This is a genomic window from Micromonospora siamensis (assembly GCF_900090305.1).
GTDB classification, from domain to species: domain Bacteria; phylum Actinomycetota; class Actinomycetes; order Mycobacteriales; family Micromonosporaceae; genus Micromonospora; species Micromonospora siamensis.
The window spans coordinates 5,987,604-6,010,390 of record NZ_LT607751.1 but is presented as its reverse complement, the minus strand read 5'-3'; the positions used below and the strand labels follow the sequence as shown (position 1 = coordinate 6,010,390).

General features: G+C 72.0%; 18 protein-coding genes and 1 pseudogene. 13 read left to right on the top strand and 6 right to left on the bottom strand.

Translation table 11 applies throughout. From position 1 onward, the window contains the following. The first annotated feature begins 88 nt into the window (after window positions 1-88). Entirely contained in the window at window positions 89-964 is an 876-nt protein-coding gene (locus GA0074704_RS27470) for a bacteriorhodopsin (protein ID WP_088973156.1), read from the top strand. 12 nt (window positions 965-976) lie between these two features. Next, window positions 977-2,533 (top strand): glutamine-hydrolyzing GMP synthase, encoded by a 1,557-nt coding sequence (gene guaA, locus GA0074704_RS27465; RefSeq protein ID WP_088973155.1) that lies wholly within the window; start codon window positions 977-979, stop codon window positions 2,531-2,533. Between the two features lie 7 nt (window positions 2,534-2,540). Here the strand turns inward: guaA and GA0074704_RS27460 are convergent, their stop codons facing one another. Further along, the gene (locus tag GA0074704_RS27460) at window positions 2,541-2,828 is read right to left on the bottom strand and encodes a PspC domain-containing protein (protein WP_088973154.1); all 288 of its coding nucleotides are present in this window, start codon (window positions 2,826-2,828) and stop codon (window positions 2,541-2,543) included. A 144-nt stretch (window positions 2,829-2,972) separates the two neighbouring features. On the opposite strand from GA0074704_RS27460, the gene GA0074704_RS27455 reads away from it, so the two are divergent. The 3 genes from GA0074704_RS27455 (at window position 2,973) to GA0074704_RS27445 (ending at window position 6,152) form a co-directional block, all read left to right on the top strand. Further along, entirely contained in the window at window positions 2,973-3,920 is a 948-nt protein-coding gene (locus GA0074704_RS27455) for an NUDIX hydrolase (protein WP_088973153.1), read from the top strand. Between the two features lie 60 nt (window positions 3,921-3,980). Beyond that, entirely contained in the window at window positions 3,981-4,892 is a 912-nt protein-coding gene (locus GA0074704_RS27450; RefSeq protein ID WP_088973152.1) for an NUDIX hydrolase, read from the top strand. A 345-nt stretch (window positions 4,893-5,237) separates the two neighbouring features. Beyond that, complete coding sequence (locus tag GA0074704_RS27445; RefSeq protein ID WP_088973151.1) at window positions 5,238-6,152, top strand: CDP-alcohol phosphatidyltransferase family protein; 915 nt, start codon at window positions 5,238-5,240, stop codon at window positions 6,150-6,152. A gap of 58 nt (window positions 6,153-6,210) precedes the next feature. Here GA0074704_RS27445 and GA0074704_RS27440 read toward each other — a convergent pair whose 3' ends face one another. From GA0074704_RS27440 to GA0074704_RS27430, 3 genes and pseudogenes are all read right to left on the bottom strand, one after another. Beyond that, window positions 6,211-7,458, bottom strand: a complete 1,248-nt coding sequence (locus tag GA0074704_RS27440; RefSeq protein WP_088973150.1) for a phosphatidylserine decarboxylase — start codon at window positions 7,456-7,458, stop codon at window positions 6,211-6,213. 508 nt (window positions 7,459-7,966) lie between these two features. Continuing rightward, window positions 7,967-8,182 (bottom strand): annotated as a pseudogene (locus tag GA0074704_RS29575) (hypothetical protein); the annotation flags it as partial. Continuing rightward, window positions 8,179-9,966, bottom strand: coding sequence for a PspC domain-containing protein (locus GA0074704_RS27430; RefSeq protein ID WP_231926699.1), 1,788 nt, complete (start codon window positions 9,964-9,966; stop codon window positions 8,179-8,181). The pseudogene GA0074704_RS29575 and the gene GA0074704_RS27430, both read right to left, overlap by 4 nt. Window positions 9,967-10,203: 237 nt before the next feature. Between GA0074704_RS27430 and GA0074704_RS27425 the strand changes: the two genes are divergently transcribed. The 7 genes from GA0074704_RS27425 to GA0074704_RS27395 all read left to right on the top strand — a co-directional run bounded on the left by GA0074704_RS27425 (window position 10,204) and on the right by GA0074704_RS27395 (window position 18,449). After that, the gene (locus GA0074704_RS27425; protein WP_231926961.1) at window positions 10,204-11,400 is read left to right on the top strand and encodes an ATP-binding protein; all 1,197 of its coding nucleotides are present in this window, start codon (window positions 10,204-10,206) and stop codon (window positions 11,398-11,400) included. 2 nt (window positions 11,401-11,402) lie between these two features. Then, complete coding sequence (locus GA0074704_RS27420) at window positions 11,403-12,089, top strand: response regulator (RefSeq protein WP_088974024.1); 687 nt, start codon at window positions 11,403-11,405, stop codon at window positions 12,087-12,089. Window positions 12,090-12,680: 591 nt separating this feature from the next. Then, window positions 12,681-14,321 carry a peptide ABC transporter substrate-binding protein gene (locus GA0074704_RS27415; RefSeq protein ID WP_088973148.1) on the top strand — a complete coding sequence of 547 codons (1,641 nt, stop codon included), beginning with the start codon at window positions 12,681-12,683 and terminating at the stop codon, window positions 14,319-14,321. A gap of 170 nt (window positions 14,322-14,491) precedes the next feature. Beyond that, window positions 14,492-15,418, top strand: a complete 927-nt coding sequence (locus GA0074704_RS27410) for an ABC transporter permease (RefSeq protein ID WP_088973147.1) — start codon at window positions 14,492-14,494, stop codon at window positions 15,416-15,418. Then, window positions 15,411-16,388, top strand: a complete 978-nt coding sequence (locus tag GA0074704_RS27405; protein WP_088973146.1) for an ABC transporter permease — start codon at window positions 15,411-15,413, stop codon at window positions 16,386-16,388. Before GA0074704_RS27410 ends, GA0074704_RS27405 begins: the two co-directional genes overlap by 8 nt. Before the next feature lie 26 nt (window positions 16,389-16,414). Continuing rightward, window positions 16,415-17,443 carry an ABC transporter ATP-binding protein gene (locus GA0074704_RS27400; protein WP_088973145.1) on the top strand — a complete coding sequence of 343 codons (1,029 nt, stop codon included), beginning with the start codon at window positions 16,415-16,417 and terminating at the stop codon, window positions 17,441-17,443. Further along, a complete protein-coding gene (locus GA0074704_RS27395; protein ID WP_088973144.1) occupies window positions 17,436-18,449 on the top strand; it encodes an ABC transporter ATP-binding protein in 1,014 nt (337 codons plus the stop codon). The genes GA0074704_RS27400 and GA0074704_RS27395 overlap by 8 nt, the downstream gene beginning before the upstream one ends. A gap of 187 nt (window positions 18,450-18,636) precedes the next feature. Here the strand turns inward: GA0074704_RS27395 and GA0074704_RS27390 are convergent, their stop codons facing one another. Next, the gene (locus tag GA0074704_RS27390; RefSeq protein ID WP_088973143.1) at window positions 18,637-19,011 is read right to left on the bottom strand and encodes a chorismate mutase; all 375 of its coding nucleotides are present in this window, start codon (window positions 19,009-19,011) and stop codon (window positions 18,637-18,639) included. Window positions 19,012-19,301: 290 nt separating this feature from the next. Here GA0074704_RS27390 and pcrA point away from each other — a divergent pair, with 290 nt between their 5' ends. Beyond that, window positions 19,302-21,701: a DNA helicase PcrA gene (pcrA, locus tag GA0074704_RS27385; protein ID WP_088973142.1), complete on the top strand. Its 2,400-nt coding sequence runs from the start codon at window positions 19,302-19,304 to the stop codon at window positions 21,699-21,701. 64 nt (window positions 21,702-21,765) lie between these two features. On the opposite strand, the gene GA0074704_RS27380 is transcribed toward pcrA, so the two are convergent. Then, window positions 21,766-22,566, bottom strand: a complete 801-nt coding sequence (locus GA0074704_RS27380; protein WP_088973141.1) for a M23 family metallopeptidase — start codon at window positions 22,564-22,566, stop codon at window positions 21,766-21,768. Window positions 22,567-22,787 lie beyond the last annotated feature (221 nt).

The window sequence follows — 22,787 nt, the reverse complement described above, 5'->3', positions numbered from 1 at the left end:
TCCGTCCGCGTGCCCTCCGACGATCCATAGGATAAACCGACATAAACGCGTCAAAAGCTGAAAGCCGTGATGCCGACCGGAGGCAGAGGTGAACTTCGAGAACACGTTCTCGTACAACGTGGATCAGTTCACGTTGATCTCCCACGTGCTGAGCCTGGGCTTCGCAGTGATGGCCGCGGGGCTGGTCTACTTCCTGGTCAACAGGCGTACCGTCGCCCCTCGCTACCAGTCGGCGTCGCTGCTCTCCGCGGTGGTGATGGTGTCGGCCTTCTTTGAGCTGCTGCTGCTCTACCAACGTTGGGTCGGTGCCTTTCAGTGGAACGGCTCCGCCTTCGTCCAGGCTGGCACCCTCTTTTCCAATGGCTACCGGTACGTCAACTGGTCGATCGACGTGCCGGTGTTGTTGATCCAGTTGTTGGTCGTGATGGGGGTGACCGGTCGTCGGTTCCACCTGAGCTGGGTGGCGTTCGTGGTCGGCGGCCTGGCGATGATCTACACCGGTTATGTCGGGCAGTTCCACGAGGTCGATCGCAACGCGCCGTTCTGGGTGTGGGGGTTGATCAGCACGGTCTTCTTCCTGCTCCTGCTCGCCCTGGTGGCGCGGGTGATCTTCGGCAACCTCCATCGGCTGCCCGAGTCGGCACGGGGCATGGCCAGGGGGGTGTTCTGGCTGGTCGTCGTCTCCTGGCTGCTCTATCCCGGGGCGTACCTGATGCCGGCGATGTGGGACTCAGCCGACGGGGTGGTGGCCCGGCAGATCACCTACACGGTTGCCGACGTCACGTCGAAGGTGGTCTACGGCGTCCTGCTCGGGCTCATCGCCCGCCGGGTCAGCGCCGTCGAGGGCTACGCCCCCGCCATGGACGACGAGTTGGCACTGCCCCGCGGTGGCGTCACGGACGACCGTGGCGTCGCGAGGGGCGGGCGGGGCGGCCGTGGTGGGGCGCCAGGGCGCGACGGATAGGATCTGCAGACCATGAGCACGCCTCGCCCCGTCCTCGTGGTGGACTTCGGAGCCCAGTACGCCCAGCTCATCGCGCGCCGGGTGCGCGAGGCGAAGGTCTACTCGGAGATCGTCCCGCACTCGATGCCCGTCGCCGAGATGCTGGCGAAGAACCCCGCCGCGATCATCCTGTCCGGCGGCCCGTCCAGCGTCTACGCGCCGGACGCCCCGCAGATCGACGCCGGCATGTTCGACTCCGACGTCCCGGTCTTCGGCATCTGCTACGGCTTCCAGGCGATGGCCCAGGCCCTCGGCGGCACGGTGGCCCGCACCGGCAACCGGGAGTACGGCGGCACGCCGCTGCGCCCCCGCCTGCTGGAGCCCGGGGTGCTGCTGCGGGACCTGCCGGCGGACCTGCCGGTCTGGATGAGCCACGGCGACGCGGTGACCGAGGCGCCGGCGGGCTTCACGGTGACCGCCGAGTCGGCGGGCGCGCCGGTTGCCGCGTTCGAGGACCTGGCCGGGCGTCGGGCCGGGGTGCAGTTCCATCCGGAGGTCGGGCACACCGCGCACGGCCAGGAGATGCTCACCCGGTTCCTCTACGACATCGCCGGCATCGAGCCGACCTGGACGCCCGAGAACATCATCGAGGAGCAGGTCGCCCGGATCCGGGAGCAGGTCGGTGACAAGGAGGTCATCTGCGGCCTGTCCGGCGGGGTGGACTCGGCGGTCGCCGCGGCGCTGGTGCACGAGGCGGTCGGTGACCAGCTGACCTGCGTCTTCGTCGACCACGGGCTGCTGCGGGCCGGTGAGGCCGAGCAGGTGGAGAAGGACTACGTCGCGGCCACCGGGATCAAGCTCAAGGTGGTCGACGCCCGCGAGCGGTTCCTCGGGGCGCTGGCCGGGGTGACCGACCCGGAGCAGAAGCGCAAGATCATCGGCCGGGAGTTCATCCGGGTCTTCGAGGCCGCCGCGCGGGAGGTCGCCGCGCACGGTGACGTCGAGTTCCTGGTGCAGGGCACCCTCTACCCGGACGTGGTGGAGTCCGGCGGTGGCACCGGCACCGCCAACATCAAGAGTCACCACAACGTCGGCGGCCTGCCGGAGGACCTGAAGTTCGCCCTGGTCGAGCCGCTGCGCACGCTGTTCAAGGACGAGGTCCGCAGGCTCGGTCTCCAGCTCGGTCTCCCCGAGGCGATGGTCTGGCGGCACCCGTTCCCGGGCCCGGGCCTGGCCATCCGGATCATCGGCGCGGTCGACGAGGAGCGGCTCGCCGTGCTGCGCCGGGCCGACCTGATCGCCCGGGAGGAGCTGACCGCCGCCGGCCTGGACCGGGGCGTGTGGCAGTTCCCGGTGGTGCTCCTGGCCGACGTGCGCAGCGTCGGGGTGCAGGGTGACGGGCGCAGCTACGGGCATCCCGTGGTGCTGCGCCCGGTCTCCAGCGAGGACGCGATGACCGCCGACTGGTCCCGGCTGCCCTACGACGTGGTCGCTCGGATCTCCACCCGGATCACCAACGAGGTGGCGGAGGTGAACCGGGTGGTGCTGGACGTGACCAGCAAGCCGCCGGGCACCATCGAGTGGGAGTGAGCCCGGCTCACCCGGCCGGCGGGGCCGGTGGGGTGGGTCGGGGCGCGGTGTCCGTGGGGTGCGGCCAGGCGGGGGCGCCCGCCGGCTCCTCGGGCATCAGGAACCACATGATCGGGTACGCCAGCGCGGCGAAGCCGCCGGTGAGCAGCGCGCTCACCGCGAACACCACCCGGACCAGGGTGGGGTCGACGTCGAAGTAGCGACCGAGGCCGCTGGCCACGCCGGCCAGCATCCGGTCGGTGGTGGGTCGGCGGAGCTGCTTGTACGGGGCCTGGGGCGGGAATGTGGAGGTCATGTCCCCACGGTCGCTCGCCGCCCGCGCGACGACCTCGGTGACCGCCCGGACTCCTACCCTGATCGATCCCTGAGACGCCAGCGAAGAGTCAGGAATCTGACTCTTTTCGATGGAGGTAACCCGGTCGGGGGAGAATTTGCACCCGTGACCACCTTGCTGGAGCCGCTCCGCAGGATCGCGGCATACGCAGTTTGTGCTGATTCAGTCGGCCGAGTGTTGCTGGTCCGCGCATCGGAGCGCTCCGGCACCCCCGGCACGTGGTCCCTGCCCGGTGGGGCGGTCGACCACGGCGAGGACCCGAAACACACGGTCGTCCGGGAGACCGCCGCCGAGACCGGCCTCTCGGTCGCCGTGTCCGGCCTGCACGACGTCCTCGCCGACATGCGGGCCCTGCCCGAGCGGGGCATCACCATCCACACCGACCGGCTGCTCTACCGGGTGACGGTGCGCGGCGGCACGCTGACCGAACGGGTCGACCGCCCCACCGACCTGGCCCGCTGGTTCACCCTGGACGAGGCTCGCGAGCTGCCGCTGCGCTCGTTCACCGCCCGGGCGCTCGGGCTGCCCGCCTCCTCCGCCGACATCGTCCCGGACGAGGCCCCGGAGTTCCCCTCCTTCTACGCCGTGCCCGGTCCCGACGGGCTGCACCGGGCCCAGCGCTTCGCCGCGTACGCCGTGGTGACCGACCCGGACGGCCGGGTGCTGCTGACCCGGGTCTCCGACGGCTACCCGGGCGCCGGCTGCTGGCACCTGCCCGGCGGCGGCACCGACTACGGCGAGCAGCCCGGCGCGGCGCTGATCCGCGAGTTGGTCGAGGAGACCGGCCAGACCGGCCGCCTGGTGGAGTTGCTCGGGGTGGCCAGCCACCGGGACGCCGCCTCGCTCGGCCCGGAGGGCTACCCGATCGACTGGCACGGGGTGCGCGCCTTCTACCGGGTAGTGGTCGACCAGCCCGCCCCGCCCACCGTGGCCGACGTCGGCGGTTCGACCTGTGAGGCCCGCTGGTTCGCCCGGGACGAGCTGGGCGCCCTGCCCACCGACCGGCTGACCGAGGTGACCGCCGAGGCCGTGCACGCCGCCCAGCTCACCTGAGCCCCTTCTCCCGTACGCTCATGATCGACGAAGCGCTACGGGAGGCGGGGGAAGCGGTCGATGCGGCAGGAGCGGCGGGTCGGCGCGTACGGGGTGCTGCGCGAGGGTGAGCGGGTGCTGCTGACCCGGGGTTCGGCGGCCGGCCCGGCCCCCGGGGTGTGGCAGGTGCCGGGTGGCGGGCTGGAGCACGCCGAGCACCCGGCCGACGCGCTGGTCCGCGAGTTCGCCGAGGAGACCGGGCTGACCGTGGCCCCGACCGGGCTGCGGGCCGCGGTGGCCGACGTGCTGACCCTCCGGGACGCGGGGGTGGCGCTGCACGTGGACCGGCTGGTCTTCGACGTCGAGGTCCGTTCCGGTGAGCTGCGGCCGGAGGTCGCCGGCGGCACCGACGAGCTGGCCTGGGTGACCCCGGAGGAAGCCGCCGGGCTGTCGCTGATGCCGTTCACCGCCGAGCTGCTCGGGCTGCCGGTCACACCGCTGCCGGCCGGCCTGCCCCGGTCCGCCCCGACTCCGGCCGCGGCCGAGCCGCCGCTCGACCGGCGCCTGCGGTTCGGCGCGTACGGGCTGGTCACCGATCCGACGGGCCGGGTGCTGCTGACCCAGATCGCTCCCGGCTACCCGGGTGCCGGCCGCTGGCACCTGCCCGGTGGCGGCACCGACCACGGCGAGCAGCCGGCCGCCGGGCTGCTCCGCGAGCTGGTCGAGGAGGCCGGCCAGTTGGGTCGGGTGGTCGAGCTGATCGGCGTGGACAATCTGCACAACCCGGCAGCGTTGGGGCCGGAGGGCCGCCCGCTGGACTGGCACGGGGTGCGGGTGATCTACCGGGTGGTGGTGGACGACCCCACCGAGGCGCGGGTGACCGAGCTGGCGGGCGGTTCCACCGCCAGTGCGGCGTGGTTCCCACCCGCTGAACTCGATGCCCTGAGGCTCACCGAGGTGGCCGCGCTGGCAACCGGACGTCGGGGGCGATAGATACCGCTCGCCGGGCCGACATCGGCGGCCTCCGGTACAGTCAGCGGTGAGGGCAGGCGAAGAAAACGGGCGATGGAGCCCGGGATGGGAATAAGAAGGCGGTTCGAGCGGTTTAAGCCTGATATAAGTACCGCCGGCAGCTATCGCCAAGCCCCGTTCCCCTGTGCAATGGTGTACTCCGCTAACGGCTGCCGGGCCAAGAGCGGTCCGGCACGAGACAGCCGGACACCCGCCCCCGTGGCGGCCAGTCGATCCGGTGATGGAGGAAACGTGCCGAGAGCCCCATGGCGCCGGCGTCGTACGACTGACAGTCCGCGCCCCGCAGGGCGTCGCTGGGCGGGCCCGTTGCGCCGCAGCAGCACGTTCGCCCGCCAGGTGCTGCTGGTCCGGGTGGGCCGCCGCGACGGCGACCTGATGCCCGGCACCGACCTGCCCGAGCCCCGCTACGTCGACCGGCAGCTCCGCCGGCGCGGCCGCGCCCGCTACGAGCGCGCCGAGGTCGAGGCCGTCATGCCGGTCAGCCCGGCCCTCGCGCCGAGCCAGCCGGTGGACGAGTCGCCGGCGATGTCGATCCCGCTGCTCCCGGGCGAGCGCACCGCGTCCCGCCGGATGAAGTTCGCGCTGGTCCAGGCGTGCACCCTGGCCAGCCTGATGCTCGGCATCAACGCGATCTTCGTGGCGATGAACGGCCAGGCCCGGATCGCGGCCTTCTTCCTGATCGCCTGCGTGGTCTTCGACGGCCTGGACGGCGCCCTGGCCCGCAAGTTCGGGGTGGCCAGCCCGTTCGGCGCCCAGATGGACTCGCTGGCCGACATGTGCTCGTTCGGCCTGGCCGCGCCGGTGGTGGTCTACGCCTCGCTGGCCGGTTCGGCCCCGCCGGCCGCCGCGGCGGTGGCCTGCGCGCTGGTCGCCTCCTGTGCCGCCATCCGGTTGGCCCGGTTCAACGTCTCGCCGAAGGACGGCCGGTTCTTCTGCGGCGTACCGACCACCATGTCGGCGGCGGTGCTGGCCCTGACGGTCGCCATCGGGCTGCCCGTCCCCGGCGCGGTGCTGGTGGCCGGGGTGGCGCTGCTCGCCTTCGCGATGGTCTCCAGCTTCCCGTACGCCAAGCTCGCCCGGCTGGTCAAGCTCCCGCCGTGGCTCTGGCTCGCCCCGGTCGTCGGCGCGCTGGTCGACATCCGGCTCACCTTCGCCCTGGTGGTGGTGGGTTACCTGGTCAGCGGTCCGCTGCTCTGGCTGCACCAGCGCCGGGCGGTCTGACCCGAAGCACGAAGAAAGGGGCGCCGCGACGAGCGGCGCCCCTTTCTCATGTCGTTCGTCAGCTCCAGCGGGCGATGACGGTCGAGCCGCCCACCACCTTGTCACCCGGGCCGACCAGCGGCTCGGCCGCGTCGGCCGGCAGGTAGACGTCGGTGCGCGACCCGAACCGGATCAGCCCGAAGCGCTCGCCACGGGCCAGCAGCGAGCCGATCGGTGCCCGCTGCACGATGCGCCGGGCGATCAGCCCGGTCCGCTGGGCCACCACCACGGTGCCGTGCTCGGTGTCCAGCACCGTGTACGCCGCGACGTTGTGCTCGGCGTCCGGCTTCATCGCGTTGACGAAGCCGCCGTCGGCCACGAAGTAGTCGACCACCTTGCCGGCCACCGGCGAGCGGTTGACGTGCACGTCCAGCACCGAGAGGAAGACGGCGATCCGCAGCCACTCGCCCTCGCCGAACCGCTCGTCGCGCAGCCGCTGCACCGAGAGGACCTGCCCGTCCGCGGAGGCCACCACGGCCGACGCGTCCTCCGGCACGTCCCGCTCCGGGTCCCGGAAGAAGGCGGCCACCGGGGCGGCGGCCAGCGCCGGCAGCAGCCAGAGCTTGGACTTCGGCCGGCTGATCCGGGCCAGCGCGGCCAGGCCGAGCGTGATGCCGGCCGCGGCCACACCGTTGGAGTCGATGTGCATGCCCCGGGTCAGCGGCACGCTCGACGGCCGGTACGCGGGCGCCAGCCGGCCGGCCAGCGCCGCGCTCGCCGGGGTGAAGCGCAGGTGGTGAACCCGCACCGGCGGGGTGTTGCGCAGCACCAGGTCGGTGCGGAACCCGTACAGCACGCCGTGCCGGTCCAGCTCGGCGCTCGCCCCGGCGGTGCGGTAGAGCGGGCCGGCCACGCTGAGCACCGCGCCGTCGGTGAGGTACTTCGCGAGGCCGTCCACGGCGGCGCGGGTCTCCTCCGCGGTGCCGGCGAACGGCTCGGCCGCGATCACCACCTCGGCGGCGTCGGCCTCGGCGAGCGAGTCCACGACCCGGACCCGGTCGGCGACCCAGCGTCCCTGGGCCGTCACGTGATCGCGCAGCGCGGCCGAGGTGGCCGCCTCGGCCGGCACGACGGTGAGCGTGTCACCGGGCAGCAGCGCGTCGACCGCCGCGGCGAGCACCGCGGACTCCGGCGTCGCCCCCACCAGCAGGGCGGACTTCGGGTCGTTGCGACGGGCGAGTTCGCTGACGAGGGCACGGGCGGCGCGCTCGCCGATGCGGACCGGACCGGGCTGGCCGGAGGTCCGCACGGCGGGGGACTGGGTCATCTCGGAAGGACTCCTGACGAGGTAGGGAGGGAATCGCGGCGGGACCGGACGCACGTGCCGAGCGGCTCGGCGGCGGTCGGGGCCCGGCGGCGCGGGCCGGCCGGCGGAGCGAGTTCTCCACGGTCAGCATAAGCGCCGGACCGCGGGCCGCCCACCGCCGTGGTCAACCGTCCCGACCCGACCGCGGGAACGGTGGGTCGGTCGGGTCGGCCGGCGGTGCCGGGTCGGACCGGCCGGGCGGGCCGGCCGGCTCGTCGGCCACCCGGTCCTCGACCGCCGTACGCGGCTCGTCCGTGGACGCCTCGGTGCGCCACTCGTCGGCGTCCGGTCGCTCCGGCGACAACTCGGCCGTGGGCCCTTCGTCGTCGGCCGGCCGGCCGGCGTCCGGGTTGCCCCAGGCGGCCGCTGCCGGGTCGACCGGTGGCACCTCTCCGCCCGACCAGCCCTGCTCCGCGGCGGCGGATGAGGTTGGCCATACCTGTTCCGCGGCGGCGGGTGCGGCCGGCCAGCCCTGTTCGCCGGCGGGTACGGCCGGGTCGGGCCGGGCCGAGCGCAGGGCGCCGACCAGCCCGAGCACGCCGACCAGGAGCAGACCGCCGGCGAGGAACCAGCCGATCGGCGGCAGGGCCAGCCCGAGCAGTTGGGCGAGCAGCCACCAGGCCGACAGCGCGAGGAAGACCAGCCCGAAGCCGAGCGAGACGACGTCCGTGCGGTGCGCCTTCACCGGGTCACCTCCAGATTGCCCGCGTTGACGTGGGCGACCAACCGCAGCCGGCCACCGCCCGGTCCGTCCCGACCCAGGTCGGTCACCTCCTTCCGGGGCTGGCCACCGGGGCCGGTGGTGCGTTCCCCGAAGACCACCGCCTCACCGGCCCGGACCTCGGCGACCGTCGTCACGTCGACGTCCGGTGGCACCACCACGGTGGCGTTGCCCAGGTTCACCGTCACGTCGACCGTCGTCTCCCGCTTGTCGAAGTCCACGGCGCGCAGGTCCAGCACCGCGTTGCCGAGGTCGTTGCGATACCGCACGGCGAGCTCCTGGTAGCTGGTCGGAGCCCAGGTCACGTCGCCCTCGAGGCCGCCGACCCCGTCGTAGGAGTCGGCCACCGTGGCCACGCCCAGGGCGGCGGCGGTGACCAGGCCCAGCGCCACCAGCCAGCGGGCCCGACCGAACCAGGCGCCGACGAGCAGGCCGAGGCCGATCACCGTGAGCGCCGCCGCGAAGTACGCGGCCGCCCCGATGGGGAAGACGTCCAGCAGGTCCAGCAGCGCCACCACCCCCAGCGCCAGGAAGATCAGCGAGAAGGTGACCGCACCGAGCGGGGACCGCTCGCGCGGCCGCTTCGGCGGTTTGCTCGGTGGGGCCGGCGGTGCGGCCGGTGGCCGGGGACCGGCCGCCCAGGGGCCACCGGGGGCGAACGGCGGGCGGTAGCCGGCCGGGGGCAGCGGGCCGACCGGCGGTACGCCGACCGGCGACGCCGGCTCCGGCCGGTACCCCGGCACGGGGTGGGCGGCCGGTGGGTAGCCGGCCTCCGCGCGGGCGGCCGGTGGGTAGCCCACCTCAGGTGGGGCGGCCGGTGGATAGCCCACCTCAGGTGGGGCCGGCGGTGGGTAGCCGGCCTCCGCGCGGGCGGCCGGTGGGTAGCCCACCTCAGGTGGGGCCGGCGGTGGGTGGCCGGCCTCCGCGCAGGCGGCTGGTGGATAGCCCACTTCAGGTGGGGCCGCCTGCTGGTGGGCCGGTGGAGCGGTCACCGGAGCAGCCGCCGGACCGCCGGAGACCGGTGCCGTCGGCACGACGGGCGGCGGCGCGACGGTGGGGGCCGGCGCCGGCCAGGCGACCGGCGGCACCGGACCGGGTGGTGCGCCCGGCGGGCCCGGCGGCGGGACCGGGCCGGGCCCGGCGACCGGCCGTCGGTCTTCCCGGTTGAGCAGCAGGGCGCCGCCGACCAGGATGGCCGCGCCGAGCAGCACCGCCCGGAAGGCGTCGGTGACGATGTAGCCGAAACTCACCGCCACCAGGATGCCGAGCACGATCACCGTGACCGGGGACATGCTCGACCGGCCGCGTCCCAGCATCGACTCGACCGGGGAGGCGGTGTCCCCCTCGCCGGGGATGATCAGCCAGGCGGACACGTAGACCAGGACGCCGATGCCGCCGAAGAAGCCCAGCACCGCGAGGATCACCCGCCAGAGCACCGGATCGGTGTTGGTGGCCCGGCCGATCGCCGCGCAGACGCCCGCCAGGTAGCGGCCCTCCCGGGGACGGACCAGGCCGTACCGGGAGGTGAAGCTGGCGCCGGGCGGCGGAGCGTACCCGGGAGGGGGTTGCTGCCCGGCGCCCGGCGGCGGGCCGGCGGGGCCCTCGCCCGGCCGGGGCGGCCCGGGCGGCGGTGGCGTGGCGGAGTCCGCTGCGGGCTCCGCGCCGGCGGGGGTGGCCGCCGCCGGCGGTGGTGGCGCGTCCTGCGGTGACGCCCCGGGCAGGGGCGGACGGGCGGCGTCGTCGGTCATGCGTCGATCCTGCTGCGCGATCCGCCCGAGCGTCCTCAGGAACCGACCCTGACCCCACCCTGAGATCCCTGGGCGGCGAATGTCGGGGGCGTCCCCGTGGTCCGTGGGGTGCACCGCGTGTGACGATCGGTACCGGTGCCGCCACCCCGCGACGGCACCGCCGCCCACCGCACCCGGGAGCCTCCGATCAGCACCGTGACCCAGCCACCCCGCCTCTACCGGGCGCCCGAGCACCGGATGGCGGCGGGCGTCGCCGCAGGCATCGCCGAGCACCTCGGCATCTCGGTGGTGCGGGTACGGATCGCCTTCATGGTCCTGCTCGGGCTGAGCGGGCTGGGCCTGCTGCTCTACGCCGCCTTCTGGGCGGTCGTCCCGCTGCGCCCCGGCGACACCGCCGCCCCGGCCCGGCGGGACGTCGCCGAGCTGCTGCCGTTCGTGGCGATCGGGCTGGGCGTGCTGCTGGTCCAGATGATGGTCTTCCACTCGGTGGGCGCCGCCGGCACCGCCGGCTGGCTGGTCGCGATCATCGCGGTCGGGGCCGGGGTGATCTGGCACCAGTCCGCCCCGGAGCGCCGCCGGCAGTGGGGCGAGTCGATGCCGGTGCCCTGGCTGGGTGCGGTGGTGGAGGAGAGCGACCGGCGGGCCTTCGTGCTCCGGTTCATCGGCGGCGGGGTGCTCGTCGCGGTCGGCATCATCGGCGTCGTCGCCGTCTACTCCCCGGTGCAGAACTTCGACGTCGTGGTCAACGGCGTCATCTTCGCCCTGGTCGGCCTGGCCGGCGTCGGGGTGGTCGCGGCACCCGTGCTGTGGCGCACCTGGAACCAGCTCCGCTCCGAGCGGGAGGGGCGGATCCGGGAGCAGGAGCGCGCCGAACTGGCGGCGATGGTGCACGACCAGGTGCTGCACACGCTGGCGCTGATCCAGCGCAACGCCGCCGACGTGAAGACCGTGCAGCGGTTGGCCCGGGGCCAGGAACGGTCCCTGCGCAACTGGCTCTACCGGCCCACCGCGTCGCCCAACGAGCGCTTCGCGGCCGCCCTGGAGCAGGCCGCCGCCGAGGTCGAGGACACCTTCGCGATCACCGTCGAGGCGGTGGTGGTCGGTGACCGGGAGACCGACGAGCGGGTCGGCGCGCTGATCGCCGCGGCCCGGGAGGCGCTGGTGAACGCCGCCCGGCACGCCGAGGTACGGACCGTCTCGCTCTATGCCGAGGTGGAGCCCGATCAGGTCAGCGTCTTCGTGCGCGACCGGGGCAGGGGCTTCGACCCCGATACGGTGGAGGACCATCGGCACGGAGTACGAGGTTCCATCATCGGCCGGATGAAGCGGCACGGCGGCCGGGCGGAGATCCGCTCCGGCCCGGGTGAGGGCACCGAGGTCCGGTTGATCCTGCCGATCACCGGCAACGGCGGCACAGCGGAGAGGGACAGATGACCATGGCCGAGCACGGGTCGGGACCGGTCGAGGGCGCGTCGGCGCCGGCCGGGCGCCTGCGGGTCTTCCTCGTCGACGACCACGCCATGTTCCGCGCCGGGGTCCGGTCGGAGCTGGGCGGCCACGTCGAGGTGGTGGGGGAGGCGAGCACGGTCGCCGAGGCGGTCAGCCGGATCGCCGCCACCGGGCCGGACGTGGTGCTGCTGGACGTGCACATGCCCGACGGCGGTGGCCGGGCGGTGTTGGAGGCGATGCGGCGTACCCACCCGCAGGTGCGGTTCCTGGCGTTGAGCGTCTCCGACGCGGCGGAGGACGTGATCGGGCTGATCCGGGCCGGTGCCCGCGGCTACGTCACCAAGACCATCTCGCCGGACGAGCTGACCGACGCGATCCGCCGGGTGGCCGACGGGGACGCGGTGTTCAGCCCCCGGCTGGCCGGGTTCGTGCTGGACGCCTTCGCGGCCCGGCCGGACGCGCCGGTGGCCGACCCCGAGCTGGACCAGCTCACCAACCGGGAGCGCGAGGTGCTGCGCCTGCTGGCCCGGGGGTACGCGTACAAGGAGATCGCCAAGGAGCTCTTCATCTCCATCAAGACGGTGGAGACGCACGTGTCGAACGTGCTGCGCAAGCTCCAGATGTCGAACCGGTACGAGTTGTCCCGCTGGGCGGCCGACCGTCGGCTGGTGTGACGGCGTCTGGTCGTCTCCGGCCGGACCCGGTGGCGGCGTGTGCCCGGTTCCGCCCTCGTACGCCTGGAGGTCGGCTCGGTCCCCACGGCTGAGCCCGGCGTCGGTCGGACGGCCAGATTCCGGTTCCGGGCGGTTGACCTGCACGGACCGGATCCTGCTTGCCCGAATTCGGCAGCTGCGGCCGCTCTCGCCCGGTGCGTCGCCAGGTCTTACCTGCTCAGAACGGTGCGACCGCGATGTTTCATGATCTTTTCTCAAGTATCGGCAACGTGCCAGCCAACTAACGGCTTGATAACGGCACCTTCACGGAAGCGGCCGGTTGGTGTCACAGTTGCAGCACCTCGCCCCCGGGTGAGGCACCCCGTTCGGCCCGAGGGCCATGGGACCCCGCCCCTGAGCGCGGCTCCGTGGCCATCGGCCCTGCGCGGTGCCGATCGCGGAGGCGCGGCAGCCCGGCGGATCGGTACATCAGGGGTGTCCCGATTTCACTGCGGTAAGCCGGCGGCCCCGTGGGGCCACCGGCGGTGTCACCCCCCAAGACGTGCGTGAAACCCACGACGGCATCAGGTCAGAAAGAGGAGGCCCCTCGGAATGAGAGTCTCGAAGCGGGCGAGCGCGGTTGCGCTGAGCGCGGCAGTCGCGCTCATCGCGTCCGGTTGCTCGAGCGGCGGTAGCGGTGACAACGAGGGCGGCAGCGGCAACGCTGACGGCGCGGTCGTCATCAACGGCGTGCAGCCGGAGAACCCCCTGGTGCCGTCGAACACCACCGAGACCGGTGGCGGCAAGGTCGTCGACTGGCTGTGGACCGGCCTGGTCGAGTACCCGAACAACGGTGGCGCCCCGCAGAACGCGGTCGCCGAGTCGATCGACACCAGTGACTCCAAGGTCTTCAAGATCAAGATCAAGGAGAACACGAAGTTCCACGACGGGACCCCCGTCAAGGCCAAGAACTTCGTGGACGCCTGGAACTGGGCCGCCTACTCGCCCAACGGCGCGGCGAACTCCAGCTTCTTCGCGGACATCGCCGGCTTCGCCGACGTGAACACCGCCGACCCGGACGGCGACGGCCCGAAGAAGGCCCCGGAGCCGAAGACCGACAAGATGTCCGGTCTGAAGGTCGTCGACGACTGGAACTTCGAGGTCACGCTCTCCGCGCCGACCGCCGTGTTCCCGACCAAGCTGGGCTACAGCGCCTTCATGCCGCTGCCGGACGCCTTCTTCAGCCAGAAGCCCGAGGACTTCGGCAAGAAGCCGATCGGTAACGGCCCGGTCAAGTTCGTGTCGTGGGAAGACGACGTCGCGATCAAGCTGACCAAGTTCGACGACTACAACCTGCGCGACAAGATGAAGATCAAGGACGTCACCGTCAAGATCTACCAGGACGAGGGGGCGGCCTACAACGACCTGCTCTCCGGCAACCTGGACTTCCTGGAGACGATCCCGACCTCCGCGCTGGCCGGTGAGAAGTGGAAGTCCGACCTGGGCGACCGCGCCATGAACACCGTCACGCCGTCGACCGCGTTCATCGCGTTCCCGCTGTACGACAAGCGCTTCACCAACGAGAAGCTGCGCAAGGCCGTCTCGCTGTCGATCAACCGGCAGGAGATCTCCGAGAAGATCTTCTTCGGTACCCGCAAGCCGGCTGACAGCTGGGCCAACCCGCTGACCCCGGGCGCCAAGCCGGGCAACTGCACCGTCTGCAAGTTCGACCCGACGCAGGCCAAGCAGCTCCTCACCGAGGCCGGTGGCTTCCAGGGTGAGATGGTCTTCTACTACAACGCCGACTCCAGCCACAAGGAGTGGATGGACGCGGTCGCGCAGCAGGTCAAGACCAACCTGGGCATCAACGCCCGCGCCGAGGGTGTGCCGACCTTCGCGGTGTTCCGCCAGAACATCAACGCGTACAAGATGAAGGGCCCGTACCGCGCGGCCTGGCAGCAGGACTACCCGGACGTGGAGAACTGGGTCAACCCGCTCTTCGTGACCGGCGGTTCCTCGAACGACGGCAAGTTCAGCGACCCGCAGGTCGACGCCCTGGCCAAGGAGGCCTCCGCCGCGCCGAGCCTGGAGGCTTCGCACGAGAAGTTCGCCGAGGCCGTCGCGATCGTCGACCAGAAGGTTCCGTCCATCCCGATCTACTTCTACGGCCAGCAGTCCGGCCACTCGGAGAAGATCAAGAAGATGGAGCTGAACAACGTCGGCGAGGCGGACATCACCTCGATCGAGCTCTGATCCACACGGCATGACCCCCGGGTCGGGCTCACCACCTCCGGTGAGCCCGACCTGGGGCCGTTCCACGAGAGGGTGTAGCTTCCCTCGCGTTCCGCGAGATGGCTCCCCTCGCGTTTGTCGCCACCCCCGTGTCGGCCGCCCGACGCGCCCCCTGTCAGGAGGACCACCCCATGGGCCGTTATCTGTTGAGACGGCTACTGCAACTCGTGCCGGTCTTCATCGGCACGACGTTCTTGATCTACTGGCTCGTCTGGTCGGTGCCGGGTGACCCGTTCGCCGGCAAGTGCGGCGAACGACGCTGCCCGCAGCAGTACGTCGACTTCATGACCGACAAGTACCAGCTCGACCAGTCGATCTTCGTGCAGTACGCCACCTACATGAAGAACCTGTTCCAGGGGGACTTCGGGCAGACGTTCGGCGGCCGGTCGATCAACGACATCATCATGACGTCGTACCCCAACACGCTGAAGCTGGCCGTGGTCGCCCTGCTGATCGAGGCCGTCATCGGCCTCGGCGCCGGCGTGCTGACCGGCCTGCGCCGCAACGGCTTCCTGGACAACCTGGTCCTGGTGTCCACGCTCTTCCTCCTGGCGCTGCCGATCTTCGTCATCGCCTTCGTGCTCCAGTGGCTGCTCGGCGTGAAGTGGGGCATCGTGACCCCCACCGTCTCCAGTGAGATGCGGATCACCGAACTGCTGGTGCCCGGCTTCGTGCTCGGTAGCGCCTCGATGGCGTACATCGCCCGGGTGGCCCGTACGAGCATCGCCGAGAACCGGCGCGCCGACTACGTCCGCACCGCGATCGCCAAGGGCCTGCCCATGCGGCGGGTCGTCGGTGTGCACCTGCTACGCAACTCGCTGATCCCCGTGGTGACCCTGCTCGGCACCGACCTCGGCGCCCTGATGGGCGGCGCGATCGTGACCGAGGGCATCTTCGGCATCAACGGCATCGGCCGGCAGGTCTACCGCGCGATCGTCACCAAGGAGAGCGCTACCGTTGTCTCCATCGTGGTGGTCCTGGTGCTCGTCTACCTGCTGATGAACCTGCTGGTGGACCTGCTCTACGCCGCCCTGGACCCGAGGATCCGTTATGAGTGACCCGAACGCCGCTTCGATCGCCAGCCCGCCCCGAGCCGAGCAGCCGGCCGGTGCCGTCCCGCCGGGCGAGCCCGAGCTTGTGGAGAACACCCGCCAGCAGAAGGTGCGCGGCCTCCTCGGCGACGCCTGGCTCGACCTGCGCCGCAAGCCGCTGTTCTGGATCTCGGCCTTCTTCATCCTGGTCTTCCTGCTGATGGCCGCCTTCCCGCAGCTGTTCACCTCGGGTGACGCGGTCAACGGCTCGCTGGACCGGAGCCTGGTCAAGCCCTCCGGGGACGCCTGGTTCGGCTACGACTTCCAGGGTCGCGACGTGTACGCCCGGGTGATCTACGGCGCCCGCGCGTCGATCGTGGTCTCGGTGCTCTCCGTGCTCGGCACCCTGCTGGTCGGCGGGACGATGGGCATCATCGCCGGTTACCGCGGCGGCTGGGTCGACGCGGTGCTGAGCCGGGTCGCCGACGTCTTCTTCGGCCTGCCGTTCGTGCTCGGCGCGATCGTCATCCTGACCACCTTCAACGGCTCCGGCACCAGCAACAGCCAGTGGAAGATCATGGGGCTGGTCACCGCCTCCCTGATCGTGCTGAGCTGGCCGGTCGTGATGCGGCTGATGCGTTCCTCGGTGCTCGCCACCAAGGAGGCGGACTACATCGTCGCCGCCCGGGCGCTCGGCGCCGGCACCGGCCGGATCATCCTCAAGCACCTGCTGCCGAACTGCCTGGCGCCACTGCTGGTCTACGGCACGATCATGGTCGGCTCCTTCATCGGCGCCGAGGCGACGCTCTCCTTCCTGGGCGTCGGCCTGAAGAGCCCGGTGGTCTCCTGGGGCATCATGATCAGCGAGTCGCAGAGCTTCATCCGGGTCTCGCCGTCCCTGCTGTTCTTCCCCTCGCTGTTCCTCGTTCTCGCCGTGCTGAGCTTCGTGATGCTCGGTGAAGCGGTCCGCGAGGCCCTCGACCCGAAGCTCCGATAGGGGAGACTGAAGTGTCCGACATTCTCGTGTCCGAGCAGTCCGCACCGGGCGCCGACGGATCCGGCCGCCCGTCGGGTCGGCTGCTCGAGGTGGAAGACCTGCGGGTCGAGTTCCGTACCCGGGACGGCGTCGCCAAGGTCATCAACGGGGTCACGTACCACGTCGACGCGGGGGAGACCCTCGCCGTGCTCGGCGAGTCCGGCTCCGGCAAGAGCGTGACGGCCCAGACCATCATGGGCATCCTGGACACCCCGCCGGGGTTCGTCACCAACGGCCAGGTCCGCTTCCACGGCAAGGACATGCTCAAGATGTCCTCCGAGGAGCGGCGGCGGATCCGTGGCGAGGGCATCGCCATGATCTTCCAGGACTCGCTCTCCGCCCTCAACCCGGTTTTCACCGTCGGTTTCCAGATCGCCGAGCAGTTCCGCATCCGCCGCGGCATGAGCCGCGCGGACGCCAAGAAGCGCGCGATCGAGATGCTCGACCAGGTGAAGATCCCGAACGCCAAGGGTCGGTACAGCAACTACCCGCACCAGTTCTCCGGCGGTATGCGGCAGCGCGCGATGATCGCGATGTCGCTGGCGCTCGACCCCGAGGTGCTGATCGCGGACGAGCCGACCACCGCGCTGGACGTGACCGTGCAGGCCCAGATCATGGACCTGCTCGGTGAGCTTCAGCGGGAGCGGCAGATGGGCATGATCCTGATCACCCACGACCTCGGCGTGGTCGCCGACGTCGCGGACCGGATCGCGGTCATGTACGCCGGCCGGATCGTCGAGGAAGCCGACGTGTTCGAGCTGTACCGCAAGCCGGCGCACCCGTACACGCTCGGCCTGCTCAACTCGATCCCGCGGATGGACGAGCGGGGCCAGGAGCTGCGTACGATCAAGGGCCTGCCGCCGAACCTGATGAACATCCCGACGGGCTGCCCGTTCAACCCGCGCTGCCCGATGGCCCAGCCGGTGTGCACGGAGAAGGTGCCGCCGCTGCTGCAGGTCGGCGCCGGTCGGGCCAGTGCGTGCCACTTCGCCGAGGAGCTCGTGAACCGTGACTGAGAACATCATCGAGGTCCGTGACCTGGTCAAGCACTACCCCGTCACCAGCGGGGTGGTGTTCAAGAAGACCATCGGTCACGTGAAGGCGGTCGACGGCGTCTCCTTCGAGCTGAAGACCGGTGAGACGCTCGGCGTGGTGGGTGAGTCCGGCTGCGGCAAGTCGACGCTGGCCCGGGTCCTGATGAACCTGGAGAAGCCGACCGCCGGCAGCGTGCTCTACAAGGGCCAGGACATCTCCCGGCTGTCCGGCGGCGCGCTGCGTCGACTGCGCCGGCAGATCCAGCTGGTCATGCAGGACCCGTACACCTCGCTGAACCCGCGGATGACGGTCGGTGACCTGATCGGCGAGCCGTTCGAGATCCACCCCGACGTCGCCCCCAAGGGCAGCCGCCGGGACAAGGTCAAGGAACTGCTCGACCTGGTCGGCCTGAACCCGGAGCACATCAACCGCTACCCGCACCAGTTCTCCGGCGGGCAGCGGCAGCGCATCGGCATCGCCCGGGCGCTGGCCCTGCGGCCCGAGGTGATCGTCTGCGACGAGCCGGTCTCCGCGCTCGACGTGTCGATCCAGGCGCAGGTGATGAACCTGCTGGAGCAGCTCCAGAAGGAGTTCGGCCTGTCGTACGTGTTCATCGCCCACGACCTGTCGGTCGTGCGCCACCTCTCCGACCGGGTCGCGGTGATGTACCTGGGCAAGATGGTGGAGATCGGCACCGAGGACGAGATCTACGAGCGGCCGACCCACCCGTACACCCAGGCGCTGCTCTCGGCGGTGCCGGTGCCGGACCCGACCCTGCGGGAGAGCAAGTCGATCATCCGGCTCACCGGTGACGTCCCCTCGCCGATCAGCCCGCCGTCGGGCTGCCGCTTCCGCACCCGGTGCTGGAAGGCGCAGGATGTCTGTGCCCAGGAGGCGCCGCTGCTGGAGATCCGGCCGGGCTCGGACCACCCGAGCGCCTGCCACTTCGCTGAGAAGCGGGAGATCGTCGGCAGCTACGAGGGGTGACCCTCGCCGAACCGCCCGCCCGCGTCAGCACGACGCCGACGGGCGGTTCGGCGTATCCCGGCCCGGGCCGTCGGCCGGCGACGTCCGCCCGCCGGTCCCGGCCGCCCGCCCGCGCCGGCTGCCAGGGGTACGCCGCCCGTCGGGTGGACCGGGCGTGCCGCCCGGCTCCCGGTGCGGACGGTACGCCTCACAGCGGTCCGCGGCCGGCCCGCAGCAGCAGCAGGGCCAGTTGGGTGCCGTCGGCGCCCAGGGCCTCGCGGAACCGCTCCAGGATCTGCCGCTCGCGGGAGAGCACGAGCCGGGTGCCGCCGGAGGCGATCCGGGTGGCCCCCACCTGCTGGGAGAGGGCGGCCCGCTCCTGCCAGAGGTCGATCATCGTGCGGTCGATCTCGTCGATCCGCTCCCGGATGGCGACGATCCGGGCGGCGGCCGCCGAATCCTCGGTGCCGGTGCCGGTGCCGGTGCCGGCCGGCCGGTCGTCGCCTGCGCCGCCGTCCACCGCGTCGGGCCGGTCACCGGCCGCCCGCTGCGCGCCGTCCGACTGCATCACATCTGCCATCATCGCCGTACTCCTCGCCGAGATCGGGCCCGGTGCCGGGAACCGGGACGAAAAAGCCCCGGGCTCCTCGAGCCCGGGGCTTTTCGTAGGTCTGGTTGATCAGGCGCGACCCACGGCTGCCGGACTCCCGGTGCCGTAGTAAAAGTAGAAGCGCTGACCGAACACGTCGTCGAGTATGCCGGCTGCTCCGCGGGCCTCGCAAGGATTCCGCCAACCAGTGGGATGACGGCTACATCTCCCCGGCGCGTACGCGGACGGGAAGTGTCCGGCCGGCGGCATAGACTCGCCGTGCGATGCATCCTCTCTTCGACATCCCCGCGTCCCCGTCCGCGCCCGAGCCCGCCCGCCCCGCGCCGCACCGGCCCGGGCCCGCCCGCGGCCACCTCGACCCGCAGCAGCTGGTCGAGGGCCTCAACGGGCCCCAGCGGGACGCGGTGACCCACTCCGGCTCCCCGCTGCTGATCGTGGCCGGCGCCGGCTCCGGCAAGACCCGGGTGCTGACCCACCGGATCGCCTACCTGCTCGCCGCCCGGGACGTGCACCCCGGCGAGATCATCGCGATCACCTTCACCAACAAGGCCGCCGGTGAGATGAAGGAGCGGGTGGCCAACCTGGTCGGCCCGCGCGCCCGGCTGATGTGGGTGTCGACGTTCCACTCCGCCTGCGTGCGGATCCTGCGCGCCGAGCACGAGCACGCCGGGTTGAAGTCGACCTTCTCGATCTACGACGCGGACGACTCCCGCCGACTGATGCAGATGGTGACCCGCGAGCTGGACCTGGACCCCAAGCGCTACCCGGCCCGGGGGCTGGCCGCGCAGGTCTCCAACCTGAAGAACGAGCTGACCGACCCGGAGACGTTCGCCGCCGGGGCGAAGGGCCCCAACGAGCGGGCGCTCGCCGAGGCGTACACGCTCTACCAGCGGCGGCTGCGCGAGGCGCACGCGCTGGACTTCGACGATCTGATCATGACGACCGTGCACCTGCTCCAGTCGCACCCGCACGTCGCCGAGACCTACCGCCGCCGGTTCCGGCACGTGCTGGTGGACGAATACCAGGACACCAACCACGCGCAGTACACGCTGATCAAGGAGCTGGTCGCCGGCACCGAGGGGCTGGCACCGGCGGAGCTCTGCGTGGTCGGCGACGCCGACCAGTCGATCTACGCGTTCCGCGGCGCGACGATCCGCAACATCCTGGAGTTCGAGCGGGACTTCACCGACGCCCGCACGATCCTGCTGGAGCAGAACTACCGCTCCACCCAGACCATCCTCAACGCCGCCAACGCCGTGATCGACCGGAACACCTCCCGGAAGCCGAAGCGGCTGTGGAGCGACGCCGGGGCCGGCGAGCGGATCGTGGGCTACGTCGCCGACACCGAGCACGCCGAGGCGGACTGGGTGGGCCGGGAGATCGACCGGCTGGTCGACGCCGACGAGACCCGCCCCGGCGACGTGGCGGTCTTCTACCGCACCAACGCCCAGTCCCGGGTCTTCGAGGAGGTGTTCATCCGGGTCGGCCTGCCCTACAAGGTGGTCGGCGGGGTGCGCTTCTACGAGCGCAAGGAGGTCCGCGACGCGCTGGCCTACCTGCGCGCCGTGGTCAACGACGACGACACGGTCAGCCTGCGCCGGATCCTGAACACCCCGCGCCGGGGCATCGGCGACCGGGCCGAGGCCTGCGTCGAGGCGCTCTCCAGCCGGGACCGGGTCTCCTTCGGCGCCGCGCTGCGCCGGGCCAGGGACGCGCCGGGCATCTCCACCCGGGCGGCCAACGGCATCGCGGACTTCGTGGCGCTGCTCGACGGCGCCCGGGAGCTCGCCGAGACCGGCACCCCGGAGGAGGTGCTGGAGGCGCTGCTGACCCGCTCGGGCTACCTCACCGAGCTGGAGGAGAGCCTCGACCCGCAGGACGCCGGCCGGGTGGACAACCTCCAGGAGCTGGTCAGCGTCGCCCGGGAGTACACCGAGCGGATCGAGGCGCTGGGCGCCGACGGGGAGCGCGCCACCCTGGCCGGCTTCCTGGAGCAGGTGGCGCTGGTCGCCGACGCCGACCAGATCCCCTCCGACGATCCCGACCACCAGGGCGTGGTCACCCTGATGACGCTGCACACCGCCAAGGGCCTGGAGTTCCCGGTGGTCTTCCTGACCGGCCTGGAGGACGGGGTCTTCCCGCACCTGCGGTCGCTGGGCGACACCCGCGAGCTGGAGGAGGAGCGCCGGCTGGCCTATGTCGGCATCACCCGGGCCCGGGAACGGCTCTACCTGTCCCGGGCGGTCACCCGTTCGGCCTGGGGGCAGCCGGCCTACAACCCTCCGTCCCGGTTCCTGGAGGAGCTGCCGACGGAGCTGGTGCGCTGGGAGCGCACCGAGGGGTCGTACACCTCGTGGGCCGGCGGGGGCGGCGGCGTCGGTGGCCGCGCGGACCGCGCGCCGCGCGGCGGCTTCGCCGGGGGCACCCCCAAGGCGGCGGAGCTGGCGCGCAAGCTCGGCGTCGACGGCAGCCGGCTGGCCACCGCCAGCGAGCTGCCGCAGGCCCCGAAGGTCGCCGCCGGGGACCGGGTCAACCACCAGCGGTACGGCCTCGGCCGGGTGCTCGCGGTGGAGGGGCACGGCCCGGGCGCGCGGGCGCAGATCGACTTCGGCGACCAGACGATGTGGCTGGTGCTCCGGCACGCTCCGGTCGAGAAGATCTGAACGGGGCGAGGGCCCGGTCGTCGGCGACATGCCGGCGGCCGGGCCCTCTGCCGTGCGGGTGGTGTCAGCAGGCCACGTCGATGCCCCGGGCGCGCAGGAACGGCGCCGGGTCGATCTGGTTCCACATCTGGCCCTGGTGCACCTCGAAGTGCAGGTGGGGGCCGGTGGCGTCGCCGGTGGCCCCCTCGTAGCCGATCACCTCACCGGCGGCGACCTTGTCGCCCACGCTCACCTCGAGGCTGCTCTGGTGCGCGTAGTGGGTCAGGTAGCCGTTGCCGTGGTCGATGAAGACCGAGTTGCCGTACCCGTCGCCGGCGTCGCCGGCCTTGACCACGGTGCCGGCGGCAGCGGCGTGGATCGGGGTGCCGGCGGGCATCGCGAAGTCGATGCCGGCGTGCAGGGTGCCCCACCGCTGCCCGTAGCAGGAGGTGATCTCGGCGCCCTTCATCGGGACGACCCAGCTGGGCTTCGGCTTGGCCGTGCGCTTGACGGTGGCGGTGGCCGTGGGGGTGGGCTTCGGCTTCGGCCGGGGTTTCGTGGTGGCGGTACGGGTGGGGCGGGCCGAAGGGCTGGCGGTGGTGGCGGCCGGGCTCGGCGCGGTGGTGGCGGACGGGCTGGCCGGCGCGGCCGACTCGCGGGTGGACCGGTCGGCCCGGCCGGCGGCCTCGGCGCGGGCCTGCGCGTCCAGCGAGACCACGGCGGGTTCCGGGGAGTCGTGGCGGCTCAGGGTGGCGGCCGACACCCCGGTGACGCCCACGGCGACCAGGGCGACCGCGCCGACGACCAGGCCACGCCCGCGCCGCCGTAGCCGGTGGCGGGCGGGGGCGATACGTGTGTCGTCGCGGCTGTTGCTGTCTTCCTGCACGGGGACCTTCGCAGATTCTCGGGGCACTTGACCCCGCAAATACTGGTGTGCGAAAGGTGACCGGCGGGTAGGGGTCCCGGGGCGAAGCCGGGGACGCGACAGCCCGCTGCCCGACTTTCTGCCTCACTGGACGGTTCGGCCGGATAAGTGATCTTGGCCGTCGGTGGCGTCGACCACATCGCCGGCTGTGACCCGGCAGACATGCGACCGGCGACCGCGAC

Bases quoted from the DNA above. Each gene is read 5' to 3' on its own strand.
- GA0074704_RS27440 (WP_088973150.1), bottom strand. From the start codon at position 7,458: ATGACCCAGTCCCCCGCCGTGCGGACCTCCGGCCAGCCCGGTCCGGTC.
- GA0074704_RS27405 (WP_088973146.1), top strand. From the start codon at position 15,411: ATGAGTGACCCGAACGCCGCTTCGATCGCCAGCCCGCCCCGAGCCGAG.
- GA0074704_RS27420 (WP_088974024.1), top strand. From the start codon at position 11,403: ATGGCCGAGCACGGGTCGGGACCGGTCGAGGGCGCGTCGGCGCCGGCC.
- GA0074704_RS27450 (WP_088973152.1), top strand. From the start codon at position 3,981: ATGCGGCAGGAGCGGCGGGTCGGCGCGTACGGGGTGCTGCGCGAGGGT.
- pcrA (WP_088973142.1), top strand. From the start codon at position 19,302: ATGCATCCTCTCTTCGACATCCCCGCGTCCCCGTCCGCGCCCGAGCCC.
- GA0074704_RS27410 (WP_088973147.1), top strand. From the start codon at position 14,492: ATGGGCCGTTATCTGTTGAGACGGCTACTGCAACTCGTGCCGGTCTTC.
- GA0074704_RS27460 (WP_088973154.1), bottom strand. From the start codon at position 2,828: ATGACCTCCACATTCCCGCCCCAGGCCCCGTACAAGCAGCTCCGCCGA.
- GA0074704_RS27390 (WP_088973143.1), bottom strand. From the start codon at position 19,011: ATGATGGCAGATGTGATGCAGTCGGACGGCGCGCAGCGGGCGGCCGGT.
- guaA (WP_088973155.1), top strand. From the start codon at position 977: ATGAGCACGCCTCGCCCCGTCCTCGTGGTGGACTTCGGAGCCCAGTAC.
- GA0074704_RS27415 (WP_088973148.1), top strand. From the start codon at position 12,681: ATGAGAGTCTCGAAGCGGGCGAGCGCGGTTGCGCTGAGCGCGGCAGTC.
- GA0074704_RS27425 (WP_231926961.1), top strand. From the start codon at position 10,204: ATGGCGGCGGGCGTCGCCGCAGGCATCGCCGAGCACCTCGGCATCTCG.
- GA0074704_RS27430 (WP_231926699.1), bottom strand. From the start codon at position 9,966: ATGACCGACGACGCCGCCCGTCCGCCCCTGCCCGGGGCGTCACCGCAG.